General features: G+C 69.3%; 23 protein-coding genes and 1 tRNA gene. 15 read left to right on the forward strand and 9 right to left on the reverse strand.

Annotated features, from left to right (window positions below):
• Positions 1–5: 5 nt before the first annotated feature.
• The gene (locus ATK30_RS16275) at positions 6–707 is read right to left on the reverse strand and encodes a haloacid dehalogenase-like hydrolase (protein ID WP_101436307.1); all 702 of its coding nucleotides are present in this window, start codon (positions 705–707) and stop codon (positions 6–8) included.
• Positions 708–796: 89 nt separating this feature from the next.
• On the opposite strand from ATK30_RS16275, the gene ATK30_RS16280 reads away from it, so the two are divergent.
• The 11 genes from ATK30_RS16280 (at position 797) to ATK30_RS16330 (ending at position 10,956) form a co-directional block, all read left to right on the forward strand.
• Positions 797–1,996, forward strand: coding sequence for a helix-turn-helix domain-containing protein (locus tag ATK30_RS16280; RefSeq protein ID WP_101436308.1), 1,200 nt, complete (start codon positions 797–799; stop codon positions 1,994–1,996).
• A 1,488-nt stretch (positions 1,997–3,484) separates the two neighbouring features.
• Positions 3,485–4,498 carry a hypothetical protein gene (locus ATK30_RS16285; protein WP_143271391.1) on the forward strand — a complete coding sequence of 338 codons (1,014 nt, stop codon included), beginning with the start codon at positions 3,485–3,487 and terminating at the stop codon, positions 4,496–4,498.
• A gap of 58 nt (positions 4,499–4,556) precedes the next feature.
• On the forward strand, positions 4,557–4,805 hold the full coding sequence (locus ATK30_RS16290; RefSeq protein ID WP_101436310.1) for a hypothetical protein: 249 nt from the start codon (positions 4,557–4,559) through the stop codon (positions 4,803–4,805).
• Complete coding sequence (locus ATK30_RS16295) at positions 4,802–5,413, forward strand: hypothetical protein (protein ID WP_101436311.1); 612 nt, start codon at positions 4,802–4,804, stop codon at positions 5,411–5,413. Before ATK30_RS16290 ends, ATK30_RS16295 begins: the two co-directional genes overlap by 4 nt.
• Positions 5,407–6,057, forward strand: coding sequence for an HAD family hydrolase (locus tag ATK30_RS16300; protein ID WP_101436312.1), 651 nt, complete (start codon positions 5,407–5,409; stop codon positions 6,055–6,057). Before ATK30_RS16295 ends, ATK30_RS16300 begins: the two co-directional genes overlap by 7 nt.
• A complete protein-coding gene (locus tag ATK30_RS16305; RefSeq protein ID WP_101436313.1) occupies positions 6,054–7,064 on the forward strand; it encodes an SAM-dependent methyltransferase in 1,011 nt (336 codons plus the stop codon). Before ATK30_RS16300 ends, ATK30_RS16305 begins: the two co-directional genes overlap by 4 nt.
• Before the next feature lie 562 nt (positions 7,065–7,626).
• A complete protein-coding gene (locus ATK30_RS16310) occupies positions 7,627–8,196 on the forward strand; it encodes a hypothetical protein (protein WP_101436314.1) in 570 nt (189 codons plus the stop codon).
• A 135-nt stretch (positions 8,197–8,331) separates the two neighbouring features.
• A complete protein-coding gene (locus ATK30_RS16315) occupies positions 8,332–9,219 on the forward strand; it encodes a S1 family peptidase (protein WP_101436315.1) in 888 nt (295 codons plus the stop codon).
• A gap of 93 nt (positions 9,220–9,312) precedes the next feature.
• Positions 9,313–10,131, forward strand: coding sequence for an SAM-dependent methyltransferase (locus tag ATK30_RS16320; RefSeq protein ID WP_101436316.1), 819 nt, complete (start codon positions 9,313–9,315; stop codon positions 10,129–10,131).
• Positions 10,132–10,250: 119 nt separating this feature from the next.
• The gene (locus tag ATK30_RS16325) at positions 10,251–10,721 is read left to right on the forward strand and encodes a hypothetical protein (RefSeq protein WP_143271392.1); all 471 of its coding nucleotides are present in this window, start codon (positions 10,251–10,253) and stop codon (positions 10,719–10,721) included.
• Between the two features lie 162 nt (positions 10,722–10,883).
• Positions 10,884–10,956: transfer RNA gene (locus ATK30_RS16330), tRNA-Lys, on the forward strand.
• A gap of 91 nt (positions 10,957–11,047) precedes the next feature.
• Here the strand turns inward: ATK30_RS16330 and ATK30_RS16335 are convergent.
• The 6 genes from ATK30_RS16335 to fxlM form a co-directional block, all read right to left on the reverse strand.
• Positions 11,048–11,872, reverse strand: a complete 825-nt coding sequence (locus tag ATK30_RS16335) for an SAM-dependent methyltransferase (protein WP_101436318.1) — start codon at positions 11,870–11,872, stop codon at positions 11,048–11,050.
• Between the two features lie 267 nt (positions 11,873–12,139).
• Positions 12,140–13,165: a thiopeptide-type bacteriocin biosynthesis protein gene (locus ATK30_RS16340; RefSeq protein ID WP_101436319.1), complete on the reverse strand. Its 1,026-nt coding sequence runs from the start codon at positions 13,163–13,165 to the stop codon at positions 12,140–12,142.
• Complete coding sequence (locus ATK30_RS16345; RefSeq protein WP_101436320.1) at positions 13,147–14,361, reverse strand: lanthionine synthetase C family protein; 1,215 nt, start codon at positions 14,359–14,361, stop codon at positions 13,147–13,149. The genes ATK30_RS16340 and ATK30_RS16345 overlap by 19 nt, the downstream gene beginning before the upstream one ends.
• Positions 14,358–17,477 (reverse strand): lantibiotic dehydratase, encoded by a 3,120-nt coding sequence (locus tag ATK30_RS16350; protein WP_101436321.1) that lies wholly within the window; start codon positions 17,475–17,477, stop codon positions 14,358–14,360. Before ATK30_RS16350 ends, ATK30_RS16345 begins: the two co-directional genes overlap by 4 nt.
• A 31-nt stretch (positions 17,478–17,508) precedes the next feature.
• Positions 17,509–17,679: an FxLD family lanthipeptide gene (locus ATK30_RS16355; RefSeq protein ID WP_081685088.1), complete on the reverse strand. Its 171-nt coding sequence runs from the start codon at positions 17,677–17,679 to the stop codon at positions 17,509–17,511.
• 6 nt (positions 17,680–17,685) lie between these two features.
• Positions 17,686–18,981, reverse strand: a complete 1,296-nt coding sequence (fxlM, locus tag ATK30_RS16360; RefSeq protein ID WP_167441929.1) for a methyltransferase, FxLD system — start codon at positions 18,979–18,981, stop codon at positions 17,686–17,688.
• A 191-nt stretch (positions 18,982–19,172) separates the two neighbouring features.
• Here fxlM and ATK30_RS16365 point away from each other — a divergent pair, with 191 nt between their 5' ends.
• Positions 19,173–20,279: an IS110 family transposase gene (locus ATK30_RS16365; RefSeq protein ID WP_246370192.1), complete on the forward strand. Its 1,107-nt coding sequence runs from the start codon at positions 19,173–19,175 to the stop codon at positions 20,277–20,279.
• Between the two features lie 21 nt (positions 20,280–20,300).
• Here the strand turns inward: ATK30_RS16365 and ATK30_RS16370 are convergent, their stop codons facing one another.
• Together ATK30_RS16370 and ATK30_RS46860 are read right to left on the reverse strand one after the other, a co-directional pair.
• Positions 20,301–20,666: a hypothetical protein gene (locus ATK30_RS16370; protein ID WP_101436322.1), complete on the reverse strand. Its 366-nt coding sequence runs from the start codon at positions 20,664–20,666 to the stop codon at positions 20,301–20,303.
• A complete protein-coding gene (locus ATK30_RS46860) occupies positions 20,656–20,790 on the reverse strand; it encodes an ATP-binding protein (RefSeq protein ID WP_275294527.1) in 135 nt (44 codons plus the stop codon). Before ATK30_RS46860 ends, ATK30_RS16370 begins: the two co-directional genes overlap by 11 nt.
• A gap of 127 nt (positions 20,791–20,917) precedes the next feature.
• On the opposite strand from ATK30_RS46860, the gene ATK30_RS16380 reads away from it, so the two are divergent.
• The 3 genes from ATK30_RS16380 to ATK30_RS16390 are packed head-to-tail and all read left to right on the forward strand — an operon-like array spanning position 20,918 to position 24,637.
• Positions 20,918–22,000, forward strand: coding sequence for a site-specific integrase (locus ATK30_RS16380; protein WP_208637253.1), 1,083 nt, complete (start codon positions 20,918–20,920; stop codon positions 21,998–22,000).
• Positions 21,997–24,252: a tyrosine-type recombinase/integrase gene (locus ATK30_RS16385; protein WP_208637254.1), complete on the forward strand. Its 2,256-nt coding sequence runs from the start codon at positions 21,997–21,999 to the stop codon at positions 24,250–24,252. The genes ATK30_RS16380 and ATK30_RS16385 overlap by 4 nt, the downstream gene beginning before the upstream one ends.
• Positions 24,242–24,637: a DUF6262 family protein gene (locus ATK30_RS16390; protein ID WP_101434335.1), complete on the forward strand. Its 396-nt coding sequence runs from the start codon at positions 24,242–24,244 to the stop codon at positions 24,635–24,637. The genes ATK30_RS16385 and ATK30_RS16390 overlap by 11 nt, the downstream gene beginning before the upstream one ends.
• The last annotated feature ends 10 nt before the right edge of the window (positions 24,638–24,647 follow it).

Consider the following 24,647-nt stretch of genomic DNA (forward strand, 5'->3'; position numbering starts at 1 on the left):
CGTGTTCAGGCCACCAGCCGCTCGATCATGTCTGGGGTCAGTGCCGGAACGACCTCGACCGCGCCGGCCGCGCGTAGTTCGTCTTCGGTGCTCTTGCCGGTCGCTACCGCGATCGCGCGTACACCGGCGGTCAGCGCTGCCTGGATGTCGTGGGGCGTGTCGCCGATCAGCACGGTGCGGCTGTTGTCGAACGGCACACCGAGGCGTTCGAAGGCGCGGCGTTGGGCGATCTGCACGAGACGTGGGCGGCTGGCGTCATCGTCACCGAAAGCACTGGTTTCCAGGTCGAGGTATCGCGCCAGCCCGAAGACCTCGAGTTTGATCCGGGCAACCTCCCGGAGATTGCCGGTCAGCACACCTTGGTGGGCGCGGGGATCGGTCGCCAGCGCGGCGAGCGTCTGCCGAGCACCAGGCAGCGCTCGACCGGTCGTGGCGAGTTCGTCGGCCATCTCGTTGTAGCCCGCCACAAGGGCTGCCGTGAGCCGCTCAACGGCTTCGCTGGTGGGGTCAACACCGTTGATGCGCAGGGACTCGGTCATGATGCCGAGCTCGGTCCGGCCCGCGATCGCCGCGAGCCTGGCCAGCGGTTTGCCCGTCGCAACGCGGAATGCACGGTCGTACACCGCACGTCCCACACCGCGGGTCTCGATTAGCGTGTGGTCGACATCCCACAGCACCAGCGTTCGGGGCGGTTCAGGCGCGCTCATGCAGAAAGTCTTTCACCACCAACCGGCCGAGCCCGGGACAGTATCGTTTACCCTGGTCGCGACCCTGGAGGGCGGTCGGGAACTTCGCAATGAGCGATCATCTGGCGCATGTGGTGGGCGAGCGGATCCGGTTCTACCGGACCACTGCTCGCCGAACCAAGGCGGTCGTCGCCGGGCTGGCTGGCATCACACCGGACTACCTCTACCAAATCGAGCGTGGCCAGAAAGTCCCAACGCTCGCCGTGCTGGCCGAGCTGGCAACCGTCCTCCACGTCGATCTCGGCGAGCTGCTCGGCGTGGTGCCGCCGCCACCTCGGCAGCACACTGACAGCGCCGCTGCGGACGCCCTCTATCGCGCCCTTGTAAGCCCGGCAACACCCGTACCGGGTTTCCGCGGGAATGACGAAGTGCGCCGTGCGGTACTCGACGCGTGGAGAACCTGGCAAACATCGCCGCACCGCTACACCGCGCTGACCGCCCAACTGCCCACCCTCATCGGCGAGACAGAAGCAGCTCTTCGCGGCGCCGACGCGGCGGGAAGCCGCGCCGCGCACAGGTCGGCAGCGGATCTCTACTGCTTGGTCCGCACCGTCACCAAGCGAGTTGGCCGCGGTGACCTGTCATTGCTGGTCGCCGATCGCGCAGTCCGGGCTGCGGAAGAGGCCGACGACCCGGTCCGCTTGGCCGGGGTTCGCTGGAACCTGACCCAGGTCTTGTTGGCCGACGGGCAAACCGAGGGAGCCGAAGCAGTCGCCATGCATGCCGTCGACGAGCTCCGCCCGTTCCGCGCGAACGGTAACCTCGATGCCTTGGCCGTGTCCGGGGCTCTGCTACTCATCGCGGCTATCGCCGCTGTGCGCAACGGAGACGCCTGGGGCGCTCGCGACCGGCTCCGGCTGGCCAGCCCGCTCGCCGAGAAGACAGGCGAGCGCAACACCTGCTGGACGGCCTTCGGCCCGACGAACGTGGCCATGTACGCCGTCAGCATCGAACTCGAGTCAGGCGAGGCTGCCGAAGGGCTGCGTCTCGCGGAACGCATCGAACCCCAACACTCACCCTCGATCGAACGGCGGGTCGCGTTCCTGCTCGACCAGGCCAAGGGCTACCAGCAACGCCGGGACTACGCCCGAAGCCTCCGACTGCTGGAAACGGCCGCGTCGGAAGCTGCGGAAGACATGCAGTTCCGGCCAACGGCGCACAAGTTGCTGCGCACGACGATCGAGCGCGGCCAACGATCGGTATCGGCCGAAGCCTCCCGCCTCGCCGGCCAAATTGGCCTTCCGTTCTGACACCAAGCACGTCGCTCAAGGCACCCGAACTGACAGTTCGGGTTACCCGCCGGTAACCGCAGTACCGTGCTTCTGGCGCTTGGACACTGGACCTACGCAGGAGGGACGGGTAGGCAGGGATCGGCTTCTGGCCGAACAATGCTCTGATGATCGATTGTGGCACTTTGGTGGCACTTCGCCCGCTGCGTTCGCTCATAGTCTCGCCCGTCTCACGCTCAGCAACGACGCGCGAAAGGGGTGACTATGACGATTCGTTTTCGCGAATGCCGAGATTCGCGGGCATCGGCGGGCAGTCATGCCCGTCGGTCGCCTCGTCTCGAATGTTTCGTGGGTCGTTTTCGCTCACTGCGGGCGAATTGTCGCGACATGGGCGGGGGGCGGGCATTTTCGCGCCGCAGCTCATTGGGAGATGGTGGGCGTGCCAACACCTGATTCTTACGCCGAGGCGGCGCAAGTTGAGCAGTCACTGGGTGAGTTGACAAGGCGCGGGTGGCATTTCATGTCGGTGACCGATCACGCCGGTGAGCTGGTTGAGCTTGCTGGATCGTATGCGCACCCGGACTCCGATGTGGTGGACACGATTCGCATGCGCAGCCCGGAGGATTGCTTGGCACGGCGGATAGTTGGAAATCCGCGCGCAGGTGGCGGAGTGACGTGGGAGCGCGACGGCGACTTGTTCTCGTGCGTCGCGGATTTGCTGGACTTGCCAGCTGCCGATGCGCGTGCGACACCCCGCTTAGTAATCGCGAGCGCCCCGCAATTGTGGACACCCGGCGCGCCGTTTCGTCATTGAATCCGCCGTAGCTTACCGGCCATTCTTTTGGGGGATGAATTCCATGACCGACGATCGTCTAGCTGTCAAAATGCACAGCAGTGAGGCGCGGCAGATGCGACCATTGGTGACACATCGAGATCTTTTCCTTTCATCGCCAGTGAAAACCACACCTGGCACTGCGGACAAGGCGCGACTGCTCATGACGCCACACCTGGCACCGGTAGTGCTGCGCGAGCGGGATCGACCGCTGCGCGTGATCGCGGAGGAGGCCGAACGCCGCTTGGGCATCCGCGCCGACGCCACAACTCCGGACGTCGGCAGGAAGCCCCCACGGGGCACTCACTCAAGTCGTCGCCAGCTGGGAGTGCACGCCGATGGTGGCGAGTAAGACCGTGCCCCCGATGTCCTCGCCGCAGCCCGCTAAGGCCCTTCCCCCAGGGGTTCCGGGCGTTGCTGCGAGGACTGGGGCGGCGGAACCACAGAGCAATTCGACGATTCCCCCTCCTGCTCGTGGTTTCGCCGCCCCACCCCGCACCGACTCGGACGAGGGCAGGTCGATGCCGGCGGTGATCGTGCTCCCTGCTCACGCACACACGGCGACCATCGGCATGGTCGCGCGCCACGTCGAGGATGCGGTGCTAGCCGGAGCGCGCGGTCGGCCGGTGTGCACGGTGCTGGTTGATACCAGCGACCGGAAGGACCCGTCGACCCAAATGAGGTTCGCCTCCAGCGGTTTGCGCGCGACGCACGTGGTGCTGACCTTGCCGGGCGCGAGCTGGGGCGCGGCGGTGGGGCGCGGCCTGCGCCACGCCGCGCAGGTCGGCGCAGAGGAGGTGGTGCTGGCAGATCCAGACGTGCCTGCGGATCTTGAAGCGCCAGCTGCGGAGTCACGGCTCGCGTCGGCGTTGCGCCGACTGCGCGAGCAGGACCGACCGGGAGCGGTGTGCACCCCGTTGGCCGCGCCGTGGTGGCAGCGATTGCTCGCCATTCACGTGCTGCGGCCCTTATGCGCGCCAGCGCTGGGCTTGACGCTGGTGGACCCGCAGGTCCGCACGCTGGTGCTCTCCGGCGACGCCGTACCCCACGCGCTCTCACCGTCCTGGGGTTTGATGCGCATGGGCTGGGAGCACGGGCACGGCCTGGGCCTGTTGGCAGCCGTTCGCGAGGCCGGTCTGGATGTCGGGCAGACCTTGCCACGCATTCCGCACTCCGAGGCGTTCGCCCGGTCGATGAACCGGGATCCGGTGGATCGTGGCGAAGCGTCCGCACTGCTGCCGATCGCGTTGCGGATGGCGTCGGTCGGCCCCTCGGAGCGCGACCCGGCGCCGGTAGTGCCGTGGGTGGCCGATCTCGGGTTGGTCCAGGGACACCTTCCGCCGCCGGAGATGCTGACGCAGTGCTCGCGGGCGGCCCAGGTAGTGGCTTCGCGACCGGGCGTTGCCGCGGGCTGGCCCGAGCCGCTGCTGAACTCCTGGCATGCCGCCCGGGCGCTGCGAGCCGATATTCCCGCGATCGCCGAACGGTTGTGGCTGACGTACCTGGCGCGGCTCGGGCCGTGGCTGCGCTTCGGCGCCAGCGCCGGTGGCTACACCGCGCCCGCCCGTTATTCAGTGGTCGCGGCGGCACGCCAGTTCTTGCTGGCCACCGGAACACCGGTCGTGGCCGACCAGACCGCTGAGGACTTCGGCGGTGAGCACATCGCCTCGTCGCTTCCCGGCACCGGCTGAGCACAGTCAACGCTCGCCGGTCACGTTCCCGCGAAGTATCTCGAAGAGAAAGGTTCGTATGCCACGCCGACAATTCGCACCGGACGACGCCGTGGACTGCACGACGGTCAGCGGCCGAGACTGCGCCGAGGTGTTCGCCGCCGCAGCCGAGTGGCTGGCCGACCCAGCACAGGCCGAAGTCCAGGTCTGGGGCATCGACCTCGACCAGCCCCGCCGCGCCGATCGCGAATCCGACGCGGACGTCTACCTCGAGCTGTTCTACAAGCGCTCCGACGACGGCCGCAGCACCGAAGAGCACGGCGAATGACCACGGCCAACTTCCCAGACCGCGCTGTGGAACGAATCGCGTTGTTCGGGGCACTCGCCAGCGCGTTCCACGGGTCGCATCTATGGGCTGACCGCTGGCTCCAGCGTCCGAAAGACGCTGTCCTCAAAGGACTACACGGCGACGAGCTGGTATACCCCAGCGACGGCAAATCCGCAGCCGAGGTCTCGCGTGAGAATGAGACCCCGGTGCCGGCCTGCGTCGTCGGGCGCCGCGCGGCCACAGCTCACGTGTTGACCTACGCCGCCGGGCAACTGATCGTCACCGAGGCCGTCGCGCGCATCCTCGGCCTGCGTCTGCCGTGGCGTGCCCAGCTGGCCGGTGCGGTGATCAACTTCGGGACGCACTGGATCATCGACCGTCGTCGTTTCCTGTTGTGGCTGGCGAAGCGGGTCAACCACAAGGACACCTTCATCGCGGTCGCCACCGTGATGCGCAAGCCCGATACCGAACCGGACACGTCCGGGCCGGGCACGGCGCTCTCCGACCTCGACCAAGGGCTCCACAAACTTCTGGGTGTCATCGCGGCGGCGGTGATGGCCCACCTCGCCGTTCCCGCGCGCCGTCGAGTGCGAGGTACCGCGTGCTGATCACCACCGACGTGGGCGACACCCTCGGCTCGTTCGATCGGCCCGGCACGGCGGACGTGCTGCGGGACATCGCGCTGGCGCCGGACAACGCGGCCGAGATCGACCGCAACATCCTGCACGTCGTGCCCGAACTCACCGACGAGGTCGCCGAACTGGTGCGCGAGCGGTTGCTCATCAACACCTCCGACTGGCCGCAGATCTGGCCGACCGGCGGGTTCACCGCCTACCCCGGCACGCTGGCCGCCCTGGAACGCCTCGCGGCCCTGGCACCGGTGGTGGCGCTGTCGAACGTCTCCTGCATCGCCGGGCCCGCCAGGATGGGCGACCTTCTTGACCAGTGCGGGCAGCACCTCGCCGGGGTGTACACCAGCTACCAGCTGCGTGCACGCAAACCCCAGCCCCGGTCCTGGACCACGATCGCCACCGAGCACCAGGTGCCGGTCAGCGACATCGTGCACCTCGGGGACCGCGTGCCCGAAGACATCCGGGGAGCGCTCGCCGCCGGGTGCCGGGCCGCCGTGCTCGTCAACACCCGCGACGTCGACATCCCGGACGACGTTCACCGCGACCCGCGTGTCGCCGTGGTACCCGATCTCGCCGGCGCCGCCGAACACCTCGCGAAACTGGCAGGAGCACCTGCATGAGCGTGACGATCTCGCCGATGCCCGAGGAACGCGGGCGCTACTGGAATGGGTTGTGTTCTCATCCGCACGGCGGATGCGGGGCGACCTTTACCTGGCCACACAACCGGATTCGCCAACAGCGCCACTGGGGCGAACTGCCGCGCTTATGCCTGTGTTATCCGCATATCTCGCGGGTGGAGAACGCGATCGTCGCCAACGGCGACCGGGCATGGCTGCTCGATCACAAAGTCGCCGAGGAAATGAAACGCATCGCCCCGTACGCGAAAACGGCGCTGCGGATGCGGCGCGCCTTTACGTCCCGGGTGATCGAGTACGCGCTGGACGAAGGCATCACCCAGTTCGTGGAACTGGGGTCAGGACACGTGCACACCAGCGCGGCACACGCGGCGGTGATCGGCGCGGACGCTGAGCAGGATCCCACGATCGTGCTCGTCGACCACGACCCGCTCGTCCTTGCCCACGGTCGGGGCGACTTCGAGGACGACCCCCGCGCTCGGCACCGATCGAACATGGTGCGGGGAAACCTCTTCGCTGTCGGCACGATGCTCACCCACCTGTCCACGAAGGGATTGCTCGATCTCACCCAACGCGTGTGCGTACTGGCAGTCGACCTCTTGCACTTCGCCGAACCCGGAATCGACGGCCGCTCCGTGCCGCGACGCCTAGCACAACGTCTGCATCCGGGCAGTCTTGTCGCGATCACGCACCTGACGGACGAGCCGTTGCTCGCGCCCGCGAACCCCGGCGATCTCGTGGCCTTGCGGGCGGTCACGGCCCGCTGGTGCCGAGCACACCAACGCTGTGTGCCGCCGCACCCGCAGCCTTGCAGCGTCGATGAGTTCGCCCGGCTGTTTACTGATCTCGATCTGCTCGACCCGGGCATCACCACGACCCGGCGCTGGCCCGAGCCGGAGGAGACCCGCCACCCCCGCGCGCCCTACACCCTCGCCGCGGTCGGACGTGTTCCCGAACGCCGCGCCGACGTCAGCCGGACGGGCGCGCCATGATCCACAACGACCGGTCTGACGATGAGCCCGATCCTCCTCGTCGGCCTTTCGGCCGCGCTGCTGGTGGCTGGCGCCGTGCTCGCCGTGCGAGCCCGCGCTCGCCGTCGGCGACGGCGCTGGAACGAGCGCCCGGACTCGGTCGCGGCAATAGCCGCCCGCGTCGAAGCCGAGCAGAAACAGCCACCACCCCCGGCCTGGCCGGTACACGACCGCGACCTCCGGGCTACCCGTCCGGAACGCGAGCAGCCGACGCTGCGGCTTCCCCCAGTCCGCACACCACCCGCACGGCCACGAACCGGGCCCCGGCCCTACCTACGACACGCTTCGCGCCCCACGCCACCGAACGACGCCGACACCACTGAAGCCAGGACACGTCCGCCCGAACCGCACTAACCGCGCCACCACGACGGTCGAGGCTCGCGGCTTCATTCCCCGACGAACCGCGTCCGCTGCCGTACGGCCGACAGCGCAGACGCTCTGCCCGAAGTCGCGAAGGCCATCGCCCCTTTGCGGGCCACGCACAACACCGCCCACTGACACCCCAAGGAAGGCCACCACCGGAATGCTCCACCTATTCGGCACCCTGCTGACCCGTGTCCGGGACGTACTCGACCCGTTCGTCGGGACCGGCCGCCACGGGCGCCCGCCCGCCGACGACGGAACCGTCGACCCGCTGATCGCCTGGTTTACCTATCGCGGCTGGACAATTCTCGATCGCGACTCAGACATCGTCGCCAACTTCTACTACCCCGCGAGTTTCGGTGACGCGCTCGACGACGACAACCGCCGGTACCCCGCGGCCGATGTCGGCTTGAACGAACTCGAATGCGACCTCTACCGCGACGGTGAGCACTGGATCGCCCGCTTCACCTCGTGCGGCACCATCATCGGCTGCGCTCGTCACCGCAGCACACCGCTCAGCATCGGCCTGCACACCGGTGTCTTTCCCGCCGTGCTCGTCCGACTGGAACACCATGCGCGCACGCTCCACCCCAACGAGATCTCCCGTTGCCTGATCTTCGGCTCGTGCGGCAGCAACGACAATCCCAGCGAGCCCTGCCGAACCGGCGCGCCGGGACACGACAAACCCGCCCTGCACGCCGTGACCGAACGCGAAGACGTCGTCGAATAGCCGGGGTCAGCCGCCGATGCCGTTCAGCCATCCAGGCCGCGGGCCACCGATCTGCCCGGACCGCAACGAATCCATTGTGGACAAATTGTCGCTTTTCTTTCAGATGGGAAGACAACCTTCGTGAACAGAAAGATCATGTCGTTCACAGCAGCCGTCACGGTGAGCATCGCCGCCGCGCTGACCGCCCCGGTGACCACAGCGGTCGCCGACACCCCGCCTCCGGTCGAACCGATGATCGTCGGCGGGCACCCGGCCACGAGCGCTCCTGCCGGTATCACCTCGCTGCAGTACGACGCGCCCGCGCACGGCGCCAAGTACATCGACTACCACACCTGCGGCGCGGCCTTGGTGTTCCGAGGCTGGGTGGTCACCGCCGCACACTGCGTCACCGACCCGCCAACAGGTGCGGCCAACGGGTCCACGGCCCGGCGATTCGCAGCCGACGCGGCGCCGATCCCGACCGCGGACAAGGCGTTTCACGTCCGGGTCGGCAGTCTCGATCGGCTCTCCGGCGGGGAAACCGCGACGGTGACCAAGATCGTGGTCCACCCCGGCTGGAACTGGGCCCAAGGCGCGCCCAAGAACAAGGTCTCGGACATCGCCATGCTCAAGCTCGACCACCTGCTCCAGCAGCCGACCGTCCAGCTGGCGCGCGACACCGCCCGTCGGGACAGCAAGATCAGCCTCTACGGCTGGGGCGTGACCGAGCCCGACAGCACCAGCACCGACCTGCCGCTGCACCTGCAACAGCTCGACACCCGCGTCACCGCGCCCTCCCGCTGCGCGGACGCGGCCATGTCCGTCGGCGAGCTGTGCACCGACAACCCCTCGGGCACGGACGGCAGCTGCTACGGAGACTCCGGCGGGCCCGCCCTGGCCACCGTCAACGGCGTGCAGCAGCTCGTCGGCGGCGCCAGCCGCGCCGCCACCGAATTCTGCGGCACCGCGCCCGACGTGTACACCAGCTCACCGGACTTCCGGGACTGGATTTACCACGTCGCCCGCACCGGCAACGCCACCTAACACGAAGCCCGGGCTGTCGCGCCCGTGCCCAGCACAGCGCGGCACCCCGGGACTCAGCCGGATCAGACCTGAAGTCGGGGACGACCAACGCCGATGAACCACACGACAAGCGCGACCGCGAACGACGCCCCACGATGGCCGACACCGGACTTCTCCCGGCTCGAACAACCCAACACGGCCCGGATCGCGGACTGGGCCGCCGGAAACAGCCACAACACCGGCGTCGACCGGTATTTCGGCGAACAAGTCGCACTCCTGCTACCCGTCGGCGACATCGCCCGCCATAACCTCGCCTTCGCCACCGACGTACTGCATCACGCGCTCGACCACGGGGTCCGGCAGGTACTCGTCCTCGGTTGCGGCATGCCCACCGGGCCCACCTGGCGGCACCAGGCCACGCTTGCCCATCCCGGAATCCGCGCGGTTCATGTCGACTACGACCCCATCGTGACCGCCGCCTGCACGATCGCCCGGCAACAGCATTCCAACCCGGCGAGCGAGATCCTCACCGCCGACCTGCGCGACCCCGACGCGATCCTGGCCAGCACAGCGGTGCGGAGCACCCTCGACCTGACCCAACCCGTGCTCCTGCTGGCCACCGCCGTCCTGCACCACGTCCCGGACGAACACCACCCCGCCGACATCCTCGCCCGCTACCGCGACGCCCTCGCCCCCGGCAGCTACCTCGCGCTCTCCCACCTCACGCCCCCGGACAAGCCCGAAGACCATCTCCGCCTGTCGGCCGCGCTGAACCTCTATCGCAGCATCGAACAACCACTCACGCCCCGATCCCGCCGCACGCTCAGCCGCTGGCTGTCCGGCCTCGACACGATCCCGGCCGACCACCACGACGGCCCGTTCCTGCACTGCGTCGCCGCACGCATCCCCGACGCCGACGTCCAAGACCAGTAATGGGCAGCCGTACCGGCAGCGCTGTTGCCGCTGCGAGGACTCGCCGCCCGGCCCCACCGGGCATGGCCAGCCGGTACGAGGCCGGCGCGTCCCTGCGGTCCCTCGCTCGCCGCTACCGCATGTCCGTCAAGACCGTCCGCGCCCATCTGGTCGCCGCTGGCGTCCAGATCCGGCCGCCCGGCCGCCCCAAGCGAACCGCGCACCCAGCCGCCTCAACCGCGGGCTCGACGGCCACCCTGCCCACGGAGCACCGACCAGCCCTGGCCGCCGTCCACCTTCTGCGACCACGCCCCAGTGGTCAGCACGAGAAGCCGGAACCCGAACCGCAGTGGCCATCGTTCGACCTCGATGCCCTCTTCACGCCGGTTGCCCCCGAACCGCCCGCGACAGCGACGGCTGGCGAGCGATGCATCGGCTTCACCACCCCGCAGACCGTGCACAGGATCAGCGACACCCCGATAGCGACCCGATACGGCGACCACACGGCCGCCTTCACTCGATGCGCGCGAATCGGCCTCATCGACGCCACGATCCCCGACGACGCCCAACCCTGCGCCGAATGCCACCAGGGCGCCCCCACGCAGGAATAACCGCGCCGACAGGCCCAGCGACCGGATCCGGGGGCGACCCACTTCGACAACCGACAGGCACGGCCAGCCGGGAACCACCAAGCCCGCAATTACCACGGTCCCCCGGTCAACAGGGCACCCAGGCCGCGCAGCGCCCGACGGCCTCCCGCTAAACTTACTCGCGGGCCGCTAGCTCAGTTGGTAGAGCAAAGGACTTTTAATCCTTGGGTCCAGGGTTCGAGCCCCTGGCGGCCCACAAGTTTCCGCAGGTCAAGCCACCTTTCCTGTTAAGTTCAGCGAGGTGGCCTCGGCTGGCGAGGTCGTGTGAGGTCCCTGGGCGAGGTTGCTCAGGGTTTGATTCCGACGGCGGCGAGTCCGAGACGCCTGGTTGGCGTCGGTGCGGTCATGCTGGGGCCGTCGGGCCACCAGTCGTCGAACGCCACGAGGCCGGGCGGCACGAGTTCCAGTCCGTCGAGCAGGGCCTCGATCTCGGCGCGGGTGCGGTAACGGCCAGTATTGGGACAGCGGACCTGCCAGGTGGCCTCCAACGCGCACGCGGCGTCGTGCTCAGGGCCGGTGCCGGGATCCCACCAGTGGCTCACGACGACGGCGGAACCGGGTGCGAGCGCGTCACGGTAGGTCGCCATGAGCTTGTCGGGATGGGCGTCGTCCTCGACGTGGTGCAGGGTGTCGGTGAGCAGCAGCCCGATCGGGCGGGTGAAATCCAGGAACGCACCGGCGGCGGGCAGGAGTTCTTCAGGATAGGTGTAGTCGGCCTGAAGGACGAGGCTGCACTCGCCGTCTTGCAGCAGGGCGCGACCGTGGGCCACGACGATGCAATCGGCGTCGGCGTAGGCGACCCGAGCGTCGGAGTTGTGGCGCTGGGCGACCTCGTGGGTGTTGTCGAACAGGGTCGGCAGCCCGACGCCGCAGTCGAGGAACTGGTCCATCCCGATGCCGGCGAGGTACCGCACGGCGCGGACGTGCCACGCGCGTTCGGCGCGGACCAGGTCTTTGAAGCCGGGTGTCGCGTGTTCGAGCTCGGCCACCAGGTCCCGGTCGATGGAGTAGTTGTCCTTGCCGCCCAGCGCGGCATCGCGCACCCGGGCTACCCCAGGGCGGGTGGTGTCCAGCGAGGGACACATCGGGTGGGTGCTGTTGATGTGCGCCATGACTGGCCTTCCCCACGGGTGGGCTCGTTCACCCCGACTCGAACGAACCCGTTGACACTGTAACGGCGTGCGCGGCTGTGGCACCCGGGCGCCGCTGTACCGGAGCGACAGTGGCGCGACGGCCCGGGTGTCCCGCTCTGGCTGGGGGTGTGACCGGTATCCGCGACGTCCATGACGGCGGAGCGGTGCACCGTGTCACCGAGGTTTCCCCGGCGGCGAGCCGTCGCGTCGTGGTTGCCAGAGGTCGGTGTTCGGGGCGCATGGTCGCTAGCCGGTCACCGACGATGCCGGTGCGTCGGTGTCGGCGGTCTTGACGGTGTGGGCGTCCAGGATCGCGGTGCGCGCCGCGTGGGCGAGGATGGCTTGCGTTCGCGCGGTGAAGCCGAGGCGGTTCCAGTGGAAAATGATCGCGTAGCTGATGACCTCGCGGAGGCCCCTGCGAAGGCGACCCTCGCTCGCTGCGGCACCGAGCGCGTGGCCGGCGTCGCGGAATGCTCGTGTCCAGGGGGCGATGGATGCCAGCGGCCCGCCCGGGCCGAGCAGTGACCCCCTGTCGGTGATGTCGGCGAGCAGGGGTTGGCGGATCGCCGCGGCCATGGCGGCGACGTTGCCGGAGGTGATGTCGGCGGGCAGCGGGCGTTGCTGGGAGACGTGGTGCCAGATGTCGCCTTGCTCGTACCACTCGATGTGGGCGGCGCGCATGAGCGTGCTGCACAGCAGCAGGGACAGCTCGCGGCGGCCGAGGCCGATGTCGCGGTGCGCCACGGTGAGGATGGCGTGGCTGTCGGCGCAGAACAGGTCGTGGGCGATGTCGATACCGGGGTGGTCGCCGAAGGCGGCGGTTTCCGGTTCGTAGATCCCGGTCCACCACGAGTGGAGGTGACCGCGGGCGGTGAGGTCGTCGAAGGCGCCGGAGAGCGTCTGTATCAGGGCGTGGCGGTGTTGTGGGCCGACGTGGAGCCGCAGTCGCCAGCAGGGGTGTTTGCGGATGAACCACCACCCGCTGGTCATGTCGTCATCGGCAGCGAGGGTGAGCAGCGGGGCGAGGTGCGCGGTGGCGGTGTGTTCGGCGTTGTCCCAGTCGGTGAAGCGGAGGTAGACCTGCCACCAGCTGGGGTCGGTGTGCTGGTCGAGCGCGCGCTGGCCCGCGTCCCGGTAGATCTCGATCGCGTCGGACAGTGCGAGCGCGTCCATCCCGGCTGTCGAGGCGGCCTGGTCCACTGGCGTGCCGGCGAGGACGGTGGCGATGGCGTGCTCGAGGCCAGGGCACGGGGTCAGGTGATCAGCAGGCATGCGTCCCATCCCGAGATCGGTGGTGTGTCGTGAGTCGCGGTGTGCGCGGCGAGCGCGAGTCCTGCCGTGCCGGTGAGGAACCCGGCGGCCTGTTCAGATGTGTTCGAGGTGGCGTGGCTCAACGATGCGGCCAAACGCGGCAGGTGCTGGCTGATGTCGGCGCTGAGCGCGTCTTGGGCCGCGCGCCAGGCGGTCTGGTAGAGCCCGGCCCAGCCGTGGCAGAGGCTGGTGTCGGTGACGTGGGCGAGTTGGCCGGAGTCGGCCAGGCAGACGGCGAGGGCGTCTTCGGCCAGGCGTTGCCGGGCGGTGTCGCCGGCAGCGATGGCGGCGATCTGCTGGGCGCGCGCGATTCCGGGGGTGCCGTAGCACCAGCTCGGCCGCAGTGGGCCGCGCTGGTGGGCTCGGCCGGTGCGGATTTCGTCGTGGGTGAGCCATTCCGGCCACCACGGGCCGGAATCGTCGTCGTGGCGCCAGGTGTCCAGGTGCGCGCAGATCCGGGCGATGGCCTCGGCGTGGCCCTCGACGGTGACACCGCGGCGCAGCGCGGTGCCGAGGAAGGCCAGCACGCCGCAGATGCCGTGCGCGAGGCCGAGGTTCGCGTGGCCGCCGGGTGTCGCGATCGTGGTGTCCGGGTCGTGCCCAACCCACCATCCGGGCAGCTGGTCAGGCCGGGGTTCGGTCAGGCGCACGAGGTGGTTCAGGACCTGTTCGAGTACGTCGGCGCCGGGGTTGTGCTGGAGCAGGAGCCGCCCGATCCCGGTCAGGCCGGTGAACAGGTCGTACTCGCTGAAATTCGGGGCCTCGCCACGGCTGGCGCGGGCCGCAGCGGTCTCAACGCGGTGCTGGGCCAGCGTGCGGACGCGAGCTTCCAGGGTGGCGACAGCGTCCTGGTAGCGGTGCCGCCCGTCGGCCTGCGCCGCGTGCAGGAGGAAGGAGATTGCCGGTGCGCCGAGGTAGAGGTTGGTGTCGGCGGCGATGCTGACGCCGCGGGAGGTCGCCGCAGTGACCCACGGGTGGGCGGTGGCCCAGGATCCGGCTCCGGCGAGGGCGCGTTCGATGTGCAGCAGGGCGATCCCGGCCGCGCCTTCGGCCAGCGATTGCTCCCGGCCGCTGTGGTCGTCTGGGTCGGTGACCGGGACCGCCAGGCGCGCGGCCAGTTGGTCGGAGAGCGTTTGTGGTTCCCGCGTGGTGGTCATGCTCGGTCCTGGCGGAGAAGGGCGAGGCGGCGCTGGGCGGTGGCTCGGGCGAGGCGAGCGGTGACCTTTTCCGTGCCGGGGTCCACGCTCACCGCGCGCAGGTGGTGGCTGTGCAGCAGCGTCCGCAGCACTAGCCGTTCCTCGACGCTTTCGTCGTGTGCCGCGCGTTCGCGGTAGGAGGCGAGGGCGTGGTGGCGCTGCTGCCACGCCTCGGTGACGGCGTCTCCGCCGGGTAGGGGCCGCAGCTGGCCGTGGTGGTCGACGAGGGCGAGTGCGGCGTCGGCGAGCGCGCGGTCGAGCTTGCCGGGTTCGTGAGGCAGCAGGTCGACCAGGTCGCGCAATCCGAGCTGCGGGGAGGTCGCCAGTGACGCGACGATCTCGGTCATGGAGGCCGCCGCAAGGGCTTGGCCGGGTGTTTCGGTGCGTTTCGCACAGCGCAGCTGTTCCACGGCGGCCACCGAGTCCGCGGTGAACACCTCGTCGAGGGCGTCGCGTGTTTCCGGGGTGTGGCCGAGGGCGGCCGGGGATGGTGTTGCGGAGGCGTAGGTGAGTTCGGCGAGCAGACCTGCCTCGCTCAGGGTGCCGGCCCAATCCGTGAGCTGGGCGGCCACGGCCTCGTGGGTGTCGGGGCGGGTACGCAGGCACAGCACGAGGTGCTGGTCGCAGTCGGCTCGGGCGGGGTCGTGATGTCGCCAGAACCACCACGGCGCGGCGCCGTGCTCGGTGTTGACGCCGGTGATCAGGCCGGGCAGGTAGTCGGTGAGGATCTCGTCGAACCGTGTGGGATGGGCGTGCAGGTGTGCGCGGATGATTCCTGCCCTGCCTGGCATCGCCGTGTCCGAGCGGCGCACCGCGACGTGTGGCCGGGCTGCTCGTGTCTCGTCGTGCCCCGGTGTCTTGGCCGGTGGGGCGGCGCGCAGTGGGACCACTAGTTCGCAGGGGCGCCCGGCCCAGCCGCCGGGTTCGTGAGGTCCGGCCTCGCGCAGTTCGAGGTGGCCGGTCCGGTTGCGTTCCAGGCGGCTGCGCAACAGTGCGCGATCAGCGTGGTCGTCCAGGTCGAGCGGGAGCCGGAGTTCACCTTCGACCAGGACGACCGCCGAGGGCACCCGCCACCGTGCCCGCCAGGTGTGCAGCGCCTCGTCCCAGGAACCGGTGCCCGCGGCGGGTGGGACGTCAGTGGGGGTGAGGTGCCAGCGGGCGGGCGAGAGGACGGCGCGGCCGTGGCGGATGCGGGGCACGAACGGCAGGTCGTCGGCGACGCCGTAGCCGAACGGGCCGTACACCGCGCGGCGCGCGGAGGCGACCTCGGCCAGGAACCGCGCCAGCGGCGGGGTCTGGATGGTGTTCTGCAGCGCGTGCGGGATGTGCGGCTGGACCCGCCGGCCGGTGGAGATCCGCACAAGCGCGATCTCATCGGCGTCGGCGGTCACCGCCAGATCGTCCAGCTCGATCACGGTCCGCTCGGTGGCGTGGTGTTCGCCGAGAGGGATCAGGTACGGCAGGAACCGGGGTACGCGCACGATGTTCTCGTTGCCCTCGCGCCGTGGCGGGAACGACAGCTGCGCGCAGGCGACGTCGGCGCAATCCGGGGCGTAGCTGGCGGCCAGCCGTTCCCGGTCCTGTTCGGACAGCAGGCGGGTGAAGCGTCCGGCCATGCTGGTGGCGTGCATCGGAGCGCCGGTGACCCACAACTGGAAATGCCCGCGTTCCAGGGCTTCGGATGAGGTGGCATGAAGCTGGAACGCCAGCTCCGCTCGAGCGGGCGCGATGAGTTTCGCGTGGTCACCGACGCGGAGATCCTCGAGGACGGACTCGGTCACGGCGATCTCGGCCCGGCCCTCGGTGCTGGCGCGCTGGATCAGCCGCAGGAGGGTGACGTCGCGTTCGGTGACGAGGTGCGCGGCGCGCGGCCGGGCCGCGCCGAGAAACCCGGCGGGGAAACCCAGCCCGGAGTCGGCGATCACCTCGCGCACACCGACGACCGCGCCCGCGCCGTAGCGGTCCAGGAACCGGGCGTGCCAGTCCTTCCATGCCGGATCGCCGAACGGGAACGGGGTGAGCCGCAGGAGCGTCGTCGCGGCGATCTCCGCCTCGCGCAGCACCGCCTCGGGAACGGTCAGCTCGCCGGCCACCGCCACGTCCACGGCCTGGACCCGCCCCGGGGTCGGATGGAGCGCGCGCATCCGATCCTCGGTCTGCTCCAACGCGATCGCGTGCTCGGCCATCGGCGCCCAGGCACGCGCCGAGGCCAGCTCGTCCCGGATCGCGGTGAGTTCGGCGGTCATCTTCACCAGGTCGGGCAGGTCGTCGATGCCCGCGGCGTCGAGTTCGGCGAGCAGGTGCGACAACGGGTCCGTCGCTGTCAACGGTGGTCGCAGTGTGGTGATCAGCGCGCCGCTCTCGACCAGTTGCGCGAGCAGTCGGCCGATGGTCTCGGGGTCGGTGGCGGGGAAGTCGGAGCCGATCCGCTCAGCCAGCTCCGCCATCCGCACCGGGGACGCCGCGCCTCGCAAGGCGTTCTCGACCGCGCGGGTGTAACGGAGGGAGGTGTCGAGTGCCGCGCCGCGCTGGGGCTGGGTTTCGTCCGGGCGGGCGGGAATCACGACCCGGGTGCCGCGCCGGAACGCGGCGTTGTTGGCGACCACTGTCAAGCGCGGCAGCAGGTCGTGACGTTGCTGCAGGCCCGTGATGATCTCGCCGAGCCATCGGGCGTCCGCCCGCGCCGACACCCGGCATTCGGGGTCGAGGCGAGCGGACGCCGGGGCGTCGGTGGAGGCGGCGGCGACTCCGGCGAACAAGCCGAACGGGGTCGCGCGCCGCCTCCACCGCAGCAGGTAGGACGAGGTGGCCGACAGCACACGCCGAACCTGGCGCGGGTCGCCGTCGCGGCCGGAGACGAGCTGGTCAATCTGCTCGGCCAGCACGGGGCTCGCGATTCGCAGCGCGGCACGGACCTCGGCGCGGTGCCATAACCGCACCAGCCACGCCCGGCCAGTCCCGGAGGCGTCCCCGGTTCCGGCGGACACGGCCTCGGGCACGTCCAGCCCGCCTGGGTCCGTGCTGACCCGGGCCAGCACCAGATCGACGTGCTGGAAATGGGTCCGTTTCGCGGCCATGAGCCTCGCCCTGTCTTCTACTCGGAGTCGGTCACAGAGGCGTGGCGACGTGGCTGGTGCAGGCGGACCCGCAGGTCGTGCCGCCGCAGTTGTCGCTGGTGTCGCACGACATCTTCGCCAGCGGCAGGCTGTCGGCGATCACCGTCAGATCCAGCGAGAACTCGTCGGCCTCCTCGGCCGGGGAGGTAAGGGCCAGGGTCATAATCGATCACTCCTTCTCGGTTACTTCTTGGTGTTCCTGGCCTGTCGGGGAAGGCCAGGACATCGTGATGCGCTGGTGCCGCTTGTCGACAACCACGCCGTCGGGCAGCCGCTCGTCCGGGGTGCCGGGCGGCCACACGCCGAAGGTGGGCCCAGGGCCGTGGCGCTGGTCGCGGTCCCACGCGCGGATCTGCTCGCAGAACGCGGTGACGAGGTCGTCCGCGTGCGGGCCGAAGGCGTGCGCGCCGAATTCGGCGATCCCGGGTTCGACACCTCGCGTAGTCAGATACGCGACCGAGTCACCCTCGATGGCAGCGGAGTCGAACCACACGGTGCCCTCGTCGACCAGTACCGGCCGCAGCGACGCCTCGGCGCGCAGCTTGCCGAACCCCGGGAAAACGGTGGCCAGCCACAGTTGCAGCGTTTCGAACGACTCGGCTCCGCCGATCCGCACACCCGTCCACGCCTGCGCACGCGGGGTGTCCAGGACGCCGTCCAGGTCGGGGACCTGCTCGCAGGGCCAGCCGTCGTCGAACCGCATCACCGCGTCGGTACCGCGCAGCGGCACCAGCTGCTCCTGGTGCGCTCCGTCGCCCTGCATGGCGACGAATCCGCAGATCTCCGCCGACCGGCTCACCAGGTGATCGCCCTCGCGGACCAGTTCCAGGGAACGGGTCAGTCCCCGCACCCGCAGCGGCACCACCAGCCGACCGTCGGGGGCGAGCTGGTCCAGCCACGCCTGCGGGATGTCCCAGGCGCCGACCGTGACGATGATCCGGTCGTAGGGTGCGAAGTCGGCGATCCCGGTCTCGGCGTCGGCGAGGATGACGTTGACCCGCTCGTAGCCGGCGGCGTCCAGCAGCCGCCGGGCGCGTTCGGTGACGTCGGAGTCGATGTCGACGGTGGTGACCTGCCCGCCGGGTCCGGCCAGCCACGCCATCATGGCCGCGTTCACCCCGCCGGAGCCGATCTCCAGTGCCCGCATCCCGGGGCGGATGTCGGCCTGCTCCAGCATCCCGGCCTGCAGCTGCGGCGAGGACACCGTGCTGATCGGCACGCCGCGCTCGTCCCGCTTCACATGCACCGCGTCGCGAGCCTTGTACGCCTGCGCCGGTGTCGCCTCGGGGGCGAACAGATGCCGGGGCACCCCGTCGAACACGGCGGCGACCCGGTCGCTGCGGATCGCCCCCATCTCCCACAACTCGGCGATCATCGCCTTCCGCAACTCGTCGGGGTCCTCGGCCGCGCGGGCGGCATCGGTGTCGGTGTGTTCAGGTGTGCTGATAGCAGTACCTTCTTTCATGGCTGGGGCCTCCGGGGAACGCTTGATGTGCTTGTCCCGCGAGGACTGTGATGAGACAGCGTCCTCGGAGGTTTTAGCCGGAGGCTTGTCGTCTTGGAGGGTGTTGTCCCGATGAGGACTGGTTTATCAGCACGACGCGCGGCCTCCGGTTCCAGTTTTTTCGTTCCTGGACACGAAGGGAGTCGGCGCATTTGCTGGGAGCAGGTATCGACTGGGCGGAGTCTTTTCATGATGTGGCCCTGGGCCGCCCGGGCGAGGGAGTGATCGAGCAATTCCGTATTGACCACACCGCGGCGGGAGTCGGTCGGCTTGTGGCTCGCTGCCTGGAATTGGAGACCGACCCGGCCGACGTGCGGATCGTGCTGGAAACACGACACGGTCTTCTGGTCGAGGCGTTGACTGATGCGGGCTTCACGGTCCTGCCGGTCAATCCGGATGTGGTGGCCCGCCGCCGGGGGCCGGCCAAGAAGAAAGACGACGCCGAGGACGCCCGGATTTGCTGCTTGCTGGCATTGGATCAGTTCCTGGAGCTGCGGAAACTGATCCCGCACGGTGAGTTGGCGGGCGAATTGCGCGCGATCGCCCGAGACGACGAACGCGCCGCCCGCGACGAACGAAGGCTGCTCAACCGGCTGCGTGCGGACTTGCTGGCCATCTTCCCGGCCGCTCTGGCCATCGCCGGCGGCGACCTCGGCTCGCCGGTCATGCTGAAGCTGTTGAGCCGCTGGCCAGGCCATGACCAACTGGCCGCAGCCGGCCCCGGCGACATCGCCGCGTTCGCTCGCGCCGCTAAACACGGCTGGCCCGACCGCTTCGCCGCCCGCGTCGCTGACGCCCTGGACGCTGACCGGTTGCCGGTCAAAGAGTATCTGGTGCGCGCGAAATCCGGCACGATCGCGCTGACTGCGACCCAATTGCTGGCCATCCGCGATCAACGGAGGGCGTGGGAACGCCGCATGGCGGAATTGCTGCTCGGATCGGCCCGTCATGGCCGCGCGAAACAACCGAAGGAGCCTGATCCGGGAAAAGCGATCCCGGGCGGTGAGATCTACCTGAGTTTCCCCGGGCTCGGGGACCGGCTCGCCGCCCGGATAGCCGGAGAAATCGGAGACGACATCACCCAGTTCGACACACCCAACGGGTTGCAGTGCTATGGCGGCACCGCCCCCGTCACCCGACGCTCCGGCCGGAGCGAGTTCGTCGTCGCCCGCCGTTTGGCGCATAACCACTACCTGGGCACCGCCGTGACGGCGCTCCCTGAAAGTCCCCAGGGGTACTCGTCGAAATTCCCCAGCTGAGGTGTGCCAGCTTAGCCTGGGTCAGCGGTGGAGTGGGATCACTCCGTCGGGTGCTGCCAGGGGCATCTGCGGGCGGGCGGCTTCGGGTGTGGTGAGCAGGGCGACGATGGTGACCGGGCCGCCGCAGTGCGGGCAGTCGCGTTGCGCGGCCGGCTGCGGCAGCGGCGCGGGCGCGCTCGGCGGGGCGGCCGCCGGAGGCGGCCCGAAGGACGTGTGCGGGTGGCCGGCCCGGTCGATCTCGCGGCGGGCGGCGGCGGTGCGTTTGCACTGGCGCGAGCAGTAGAGGCGGGTCTTGGCCTGACGTCCGGTCGCGATGAACGCTTCCCAGCAGATCGGGCAGGTCTTGCGCGTCGCGTTGTAGTTCGGGTCGCGCGGGTCAGGAGACATGCGCGTTCACCGCCTTGCGCAGCTTGTCCGATGTGGACTGATGGGTGCGGAGTCGGTAGGAGGGGCCGTCGATGCCGACGACGGTCGCGCGGTGCAGCAGCCGGTCCAGCATCGCCGCGGTTATCTGACTGCTCGGGTTGAGTGTCCACGATGTACACGATTGGGTTGGCGTGCCTCCCTTGCGTCCGTTGTGGACGGATTACCTTGCTCCGTCTATGACGGGATCAGCGTTGAGGGTGCAGCGGGTCGTGATGCCTTCGGGCACGGAGTCGGCGACTGTTGTGGCCGACGGCCTGGTGCTGGATCCGGTGGATCGGTTCCTGGCGCATCTGACCGCGATCGACCGCTCCCCGAACACCGTGCGCGCCTATGCCCATGATCTGCGGGACTATTTCGAGTTCCTGCACTGCCGTGGCCTGCACTGGGATCGGGTCGCGCTGGAGGATCTGGGCCGGTTCGTGACGTGGCTGAGGTTGCCGGTCGGGGCCCGCGATGGACGGGTGGCGATGCTGCCCTGGGTGGAGGCGAATCTCGCTGCCGCGACGGTGAATCGCAAGCTGTCGGCTTTGGCGTCGTTCTATGAGTTTCATCAGCGGCACGGTGTCGAGCTCGGTGAGTTGCTGACGCGGTGGCGGCCGGGCCGCCGCGGCGGGTCGTGGCAGCCGTTCCTGGCGCACCTGGGCGCACGGCCGGAGCGGCACCGCGCGATCTCGCTGCGAGCAGAGCGGCGGCCGCCACGGGAGCTGAGCCAGGCGGAGATGACGGCGCTGATCGGTTCTTGCGACCGGTTGCGGGACAAGTTCCTGCTGAACCTGTTGAAGGGCACGGGATTGCGGATCGGTGAGGCGCTGGGGTTGCGGCACGAAGATCTCGACGCCCGCCGTCGGCTGGTCGCGGTTCGGCCCCGGAGGAACGTGAACCGAGCGCGGGCAAAGACGTGGTCACGGGAAGTTCCCGCCGATGCTGACCTGTTCCGCCTCTACAGCGATTACCTGCACGAGGAATACGGGACGCTGGACTGTGACTACGTGTTCGTCAATCTCTGGGGCTCGCCGGTCGGCGCGCCGATGAGCTACGCCACCGTCGACCGACTGGTGCGCCGCCTGCGAGCCCGCACCGGGATCGCGTTCTCGCCGCATCTGTTCCGCCACAGCTACGCCACCGGGTTGCTGCGCCGCGGGGTCGCCGCCGAGATCGTCCAGCACTTGCTCGGGCACGCCAGCATCAGCACCACCGTCGACACCTACTCCCATCTGGGTGTCGAGGACGCTCGTCGCGCCCTGGCCGCGGCCGGGTTCCTCGACGCGCCAGCGACAACGGAGCCGACCGCATGAGGCAGCTGCACCCGATCCCGCACGGCGACAACGACTCCGGCACCGATCTGGCGGCCCGGCTGCGGCCGCAGTTCGCGCAACCGGTGATCCTGGTCGACCCCGACGACCCGGTGATCGGAGGGCCGCAGTGCCTGGTCCCGGTCTGCGACCGGCTCGCGGTGATCTTCGGCAAGTGCTCGGCCCACCATCAGCGCTGGATCGAGGCCGGCCGCCCCGACGACGTCGAGACCTGGGCGAAGTCGGCGCCCGCGAACCGGCGCTGGCTGCACCAGCCCCGGAAATGCGCGATCACGACCTGCCACCGCAGCCGCCGCGAGCACGGTCTCTGCCACTCCCACGCCAGTCGGTGGCAGAAACAGGGCCGCGCCGGGCTGACACAGTGGATCGCCGACGGCGGTGGCGGTCCGCCGCTGCCGGCCGGGGACGGCTGCCGGTTCCCCGACTGCTGCCTGGAGGCCGAGGGCGAGGCTGGATTATGTGACCATCACCGGAATCGGTGGATCCGCGCCGACCGGCCGCCGATCGAGTCCTGGCTCCTCGGTTGCGCGACGTTCGGGCAGGACCGGTTCGACCTGCGCGCCCTGCCGCTGAAGATGCGGCTGGAGATCGCCTACGCGATCCAATGCCGGGTCGACGAACGCCGCACGATCACCCGGCCGCACTCGATCCGGCGGCTGCTGCGAGCCCTGCCCGGCGGCGGCGTCCCCTCGCTGCTGGACCGCAGCCCCGATTCCTGGATGGCCTATCTCGGGTTCTCCAGCGAGCGCGGCTACATCGAGCGACGGTTCCTGCTGGACGCGATCGGCTATCTGCGTGATCTCGTCGACGGCGTTGGCTGGGACGCGGAGTTCCCGCGCGATGTGTGGCTGCTGCGCCGGCTCGGGTTCCCCGGCCGCGACACCCGGTTCCGGTTCACCGGGATCGAACCGATCTGGTTGCGGCAGTTGACGAAACGGTGGGCCCGCTGGCGATTATCCACCGGGATCGCCGTCGCGACCGTCGGCGCCGACATCCGCGCGATCACCCTGTTCGCGCAGTCGTTCCCGGCCCTGCAGCGCGGACCCGAAGCACTGACCCGGGAGCTGGTCGAGGTCCATCTGGCGCACCTGATCGAACGGTTTCCGAATCCGAAGAGCCGGACCGGTCAGCTCAGCAGCCTCGCCGGTCTGCTGCGCGCGGCCCGCCAACACGGCTGGGAATCCCGGCTGTCTGCTCAGGTTGACCTGTTTCCCGAGGACTACCCGCGCCTGGTCAAGGGGCCACCACGGGCGTTGTCGGAAGCGGTGATGGCCCAGCTTGAACACCCCTGCGTCCTCGCCCGCTTCGCCGACTCCCGCGGCCGGTTGTTGGCGCGGATCCTGATGAGCACTGGGCTGCGCGTCGGTGACGGCGCCCGGCTGCGGCTGGACTGCGTCGTCCGCGACGGCCAGGGCGCGCCTTACCTGCGCTACACCAACCACAAGATGCGCCGGGACGCGTTCGTCCCGATCGACACCGACCTGGCCGAGGCGATCGCCGTCCAGCAGCAGGCGGTGCTCGACGAGTTCGATGACCCGGCGGTCCTGCTGCCGCGGCCCACCCGCAACCCTGACGGCAAGGTGGCGTTCAGCACTGCAACCTTCCGGGGAGAACTGCGAGAGTGGTTGCGCGTCAGCGATGTCCGGGACGAACTCGGCCGCGCCGTCCATGTCGCGCCGCATCAATGGCGCCACACGTTTGGCACTCGCCTGATCAACAACGAGGTCCCGCAGGAGACCGTCCGTCGTTTGCTCGACCACGACTCGCACGCCATGACTTCGCACTATGCGCGGCTGTCGGACACGACCATCCGGGAGCAGTGGGAACGCGCTCGCAAAGTCAACATCGCCGGTGAGGCCTTGGCCACCGACACCGGTCCGCTGGCCGACGCTGTCTGGATGAAGAACAACCTCTCCAGGGCGAAGATGGCGCTGCCCAACGGCTACTGCTCCTTGCCGCTGCAGCAGAAGTGCGAGTTCGCCAATGCCTGTTTGACCTGCCCAGTTTTCGTCACGACGCCGGAGTTCCTGCCCCAGCATCGTCACCAGCTCGAGCAGACCCAAGACTTGATCGCCCAGGCCGACCGCAACGGACACCAGCGCCTTGCCGAGATGAATCGCACCGTCGAGAAGAACCTCCTGGCCATTATCGACGGCCTGACCACATCGGATGGCTGCTGCGGCGGCGGAAAGTCCTGCGCCTGCAACGGAAAAAGCGGCTCGAATGCTTGCTGACAACCCCAGACACCTCGCCGAACACGCCCGTCAGCGCCACGATCAGACCCTGCACCGCGCCCAACAGGCGCTCGCCGAGCTGGCCGACGCCGGAGAACAGGTGACCGTTGCGCAACTTGCCAACCGGGCCGGCGTCTCGCGGTCATGGATCTACACCCAACCCGCATTGCGCGACCGGATCCGGCAGCTACAGCAGCATCGCGCCAGCGCTGGCTTCGTCCGCGACACCGCCACCCGGGCCACCGACGACTCACTGCGTCAACGTCTGGCCCTGGCGCACGAGCGAATCAACCAGCTCCGCACCGAGAACCAGCAACTCCGTGACGCCCTTGCCCACGCCCACGGCCAACTCCGCGCAGCCCGCCTCAGCACCGGTGATCGATAGTCAAAGACAC

Source organism: Amycolatopsis echigonensis (genome assembly GCF_002846615.1).
In the GTDB taxonomy this organism is placed as follows: domain Bacteria; phylum Actinomycetota; class Actinomycetes; order Mycobacteriales; family Pseudonocardiaceae; genus Amycolatopsis; species Amycolatopsis echigonensis.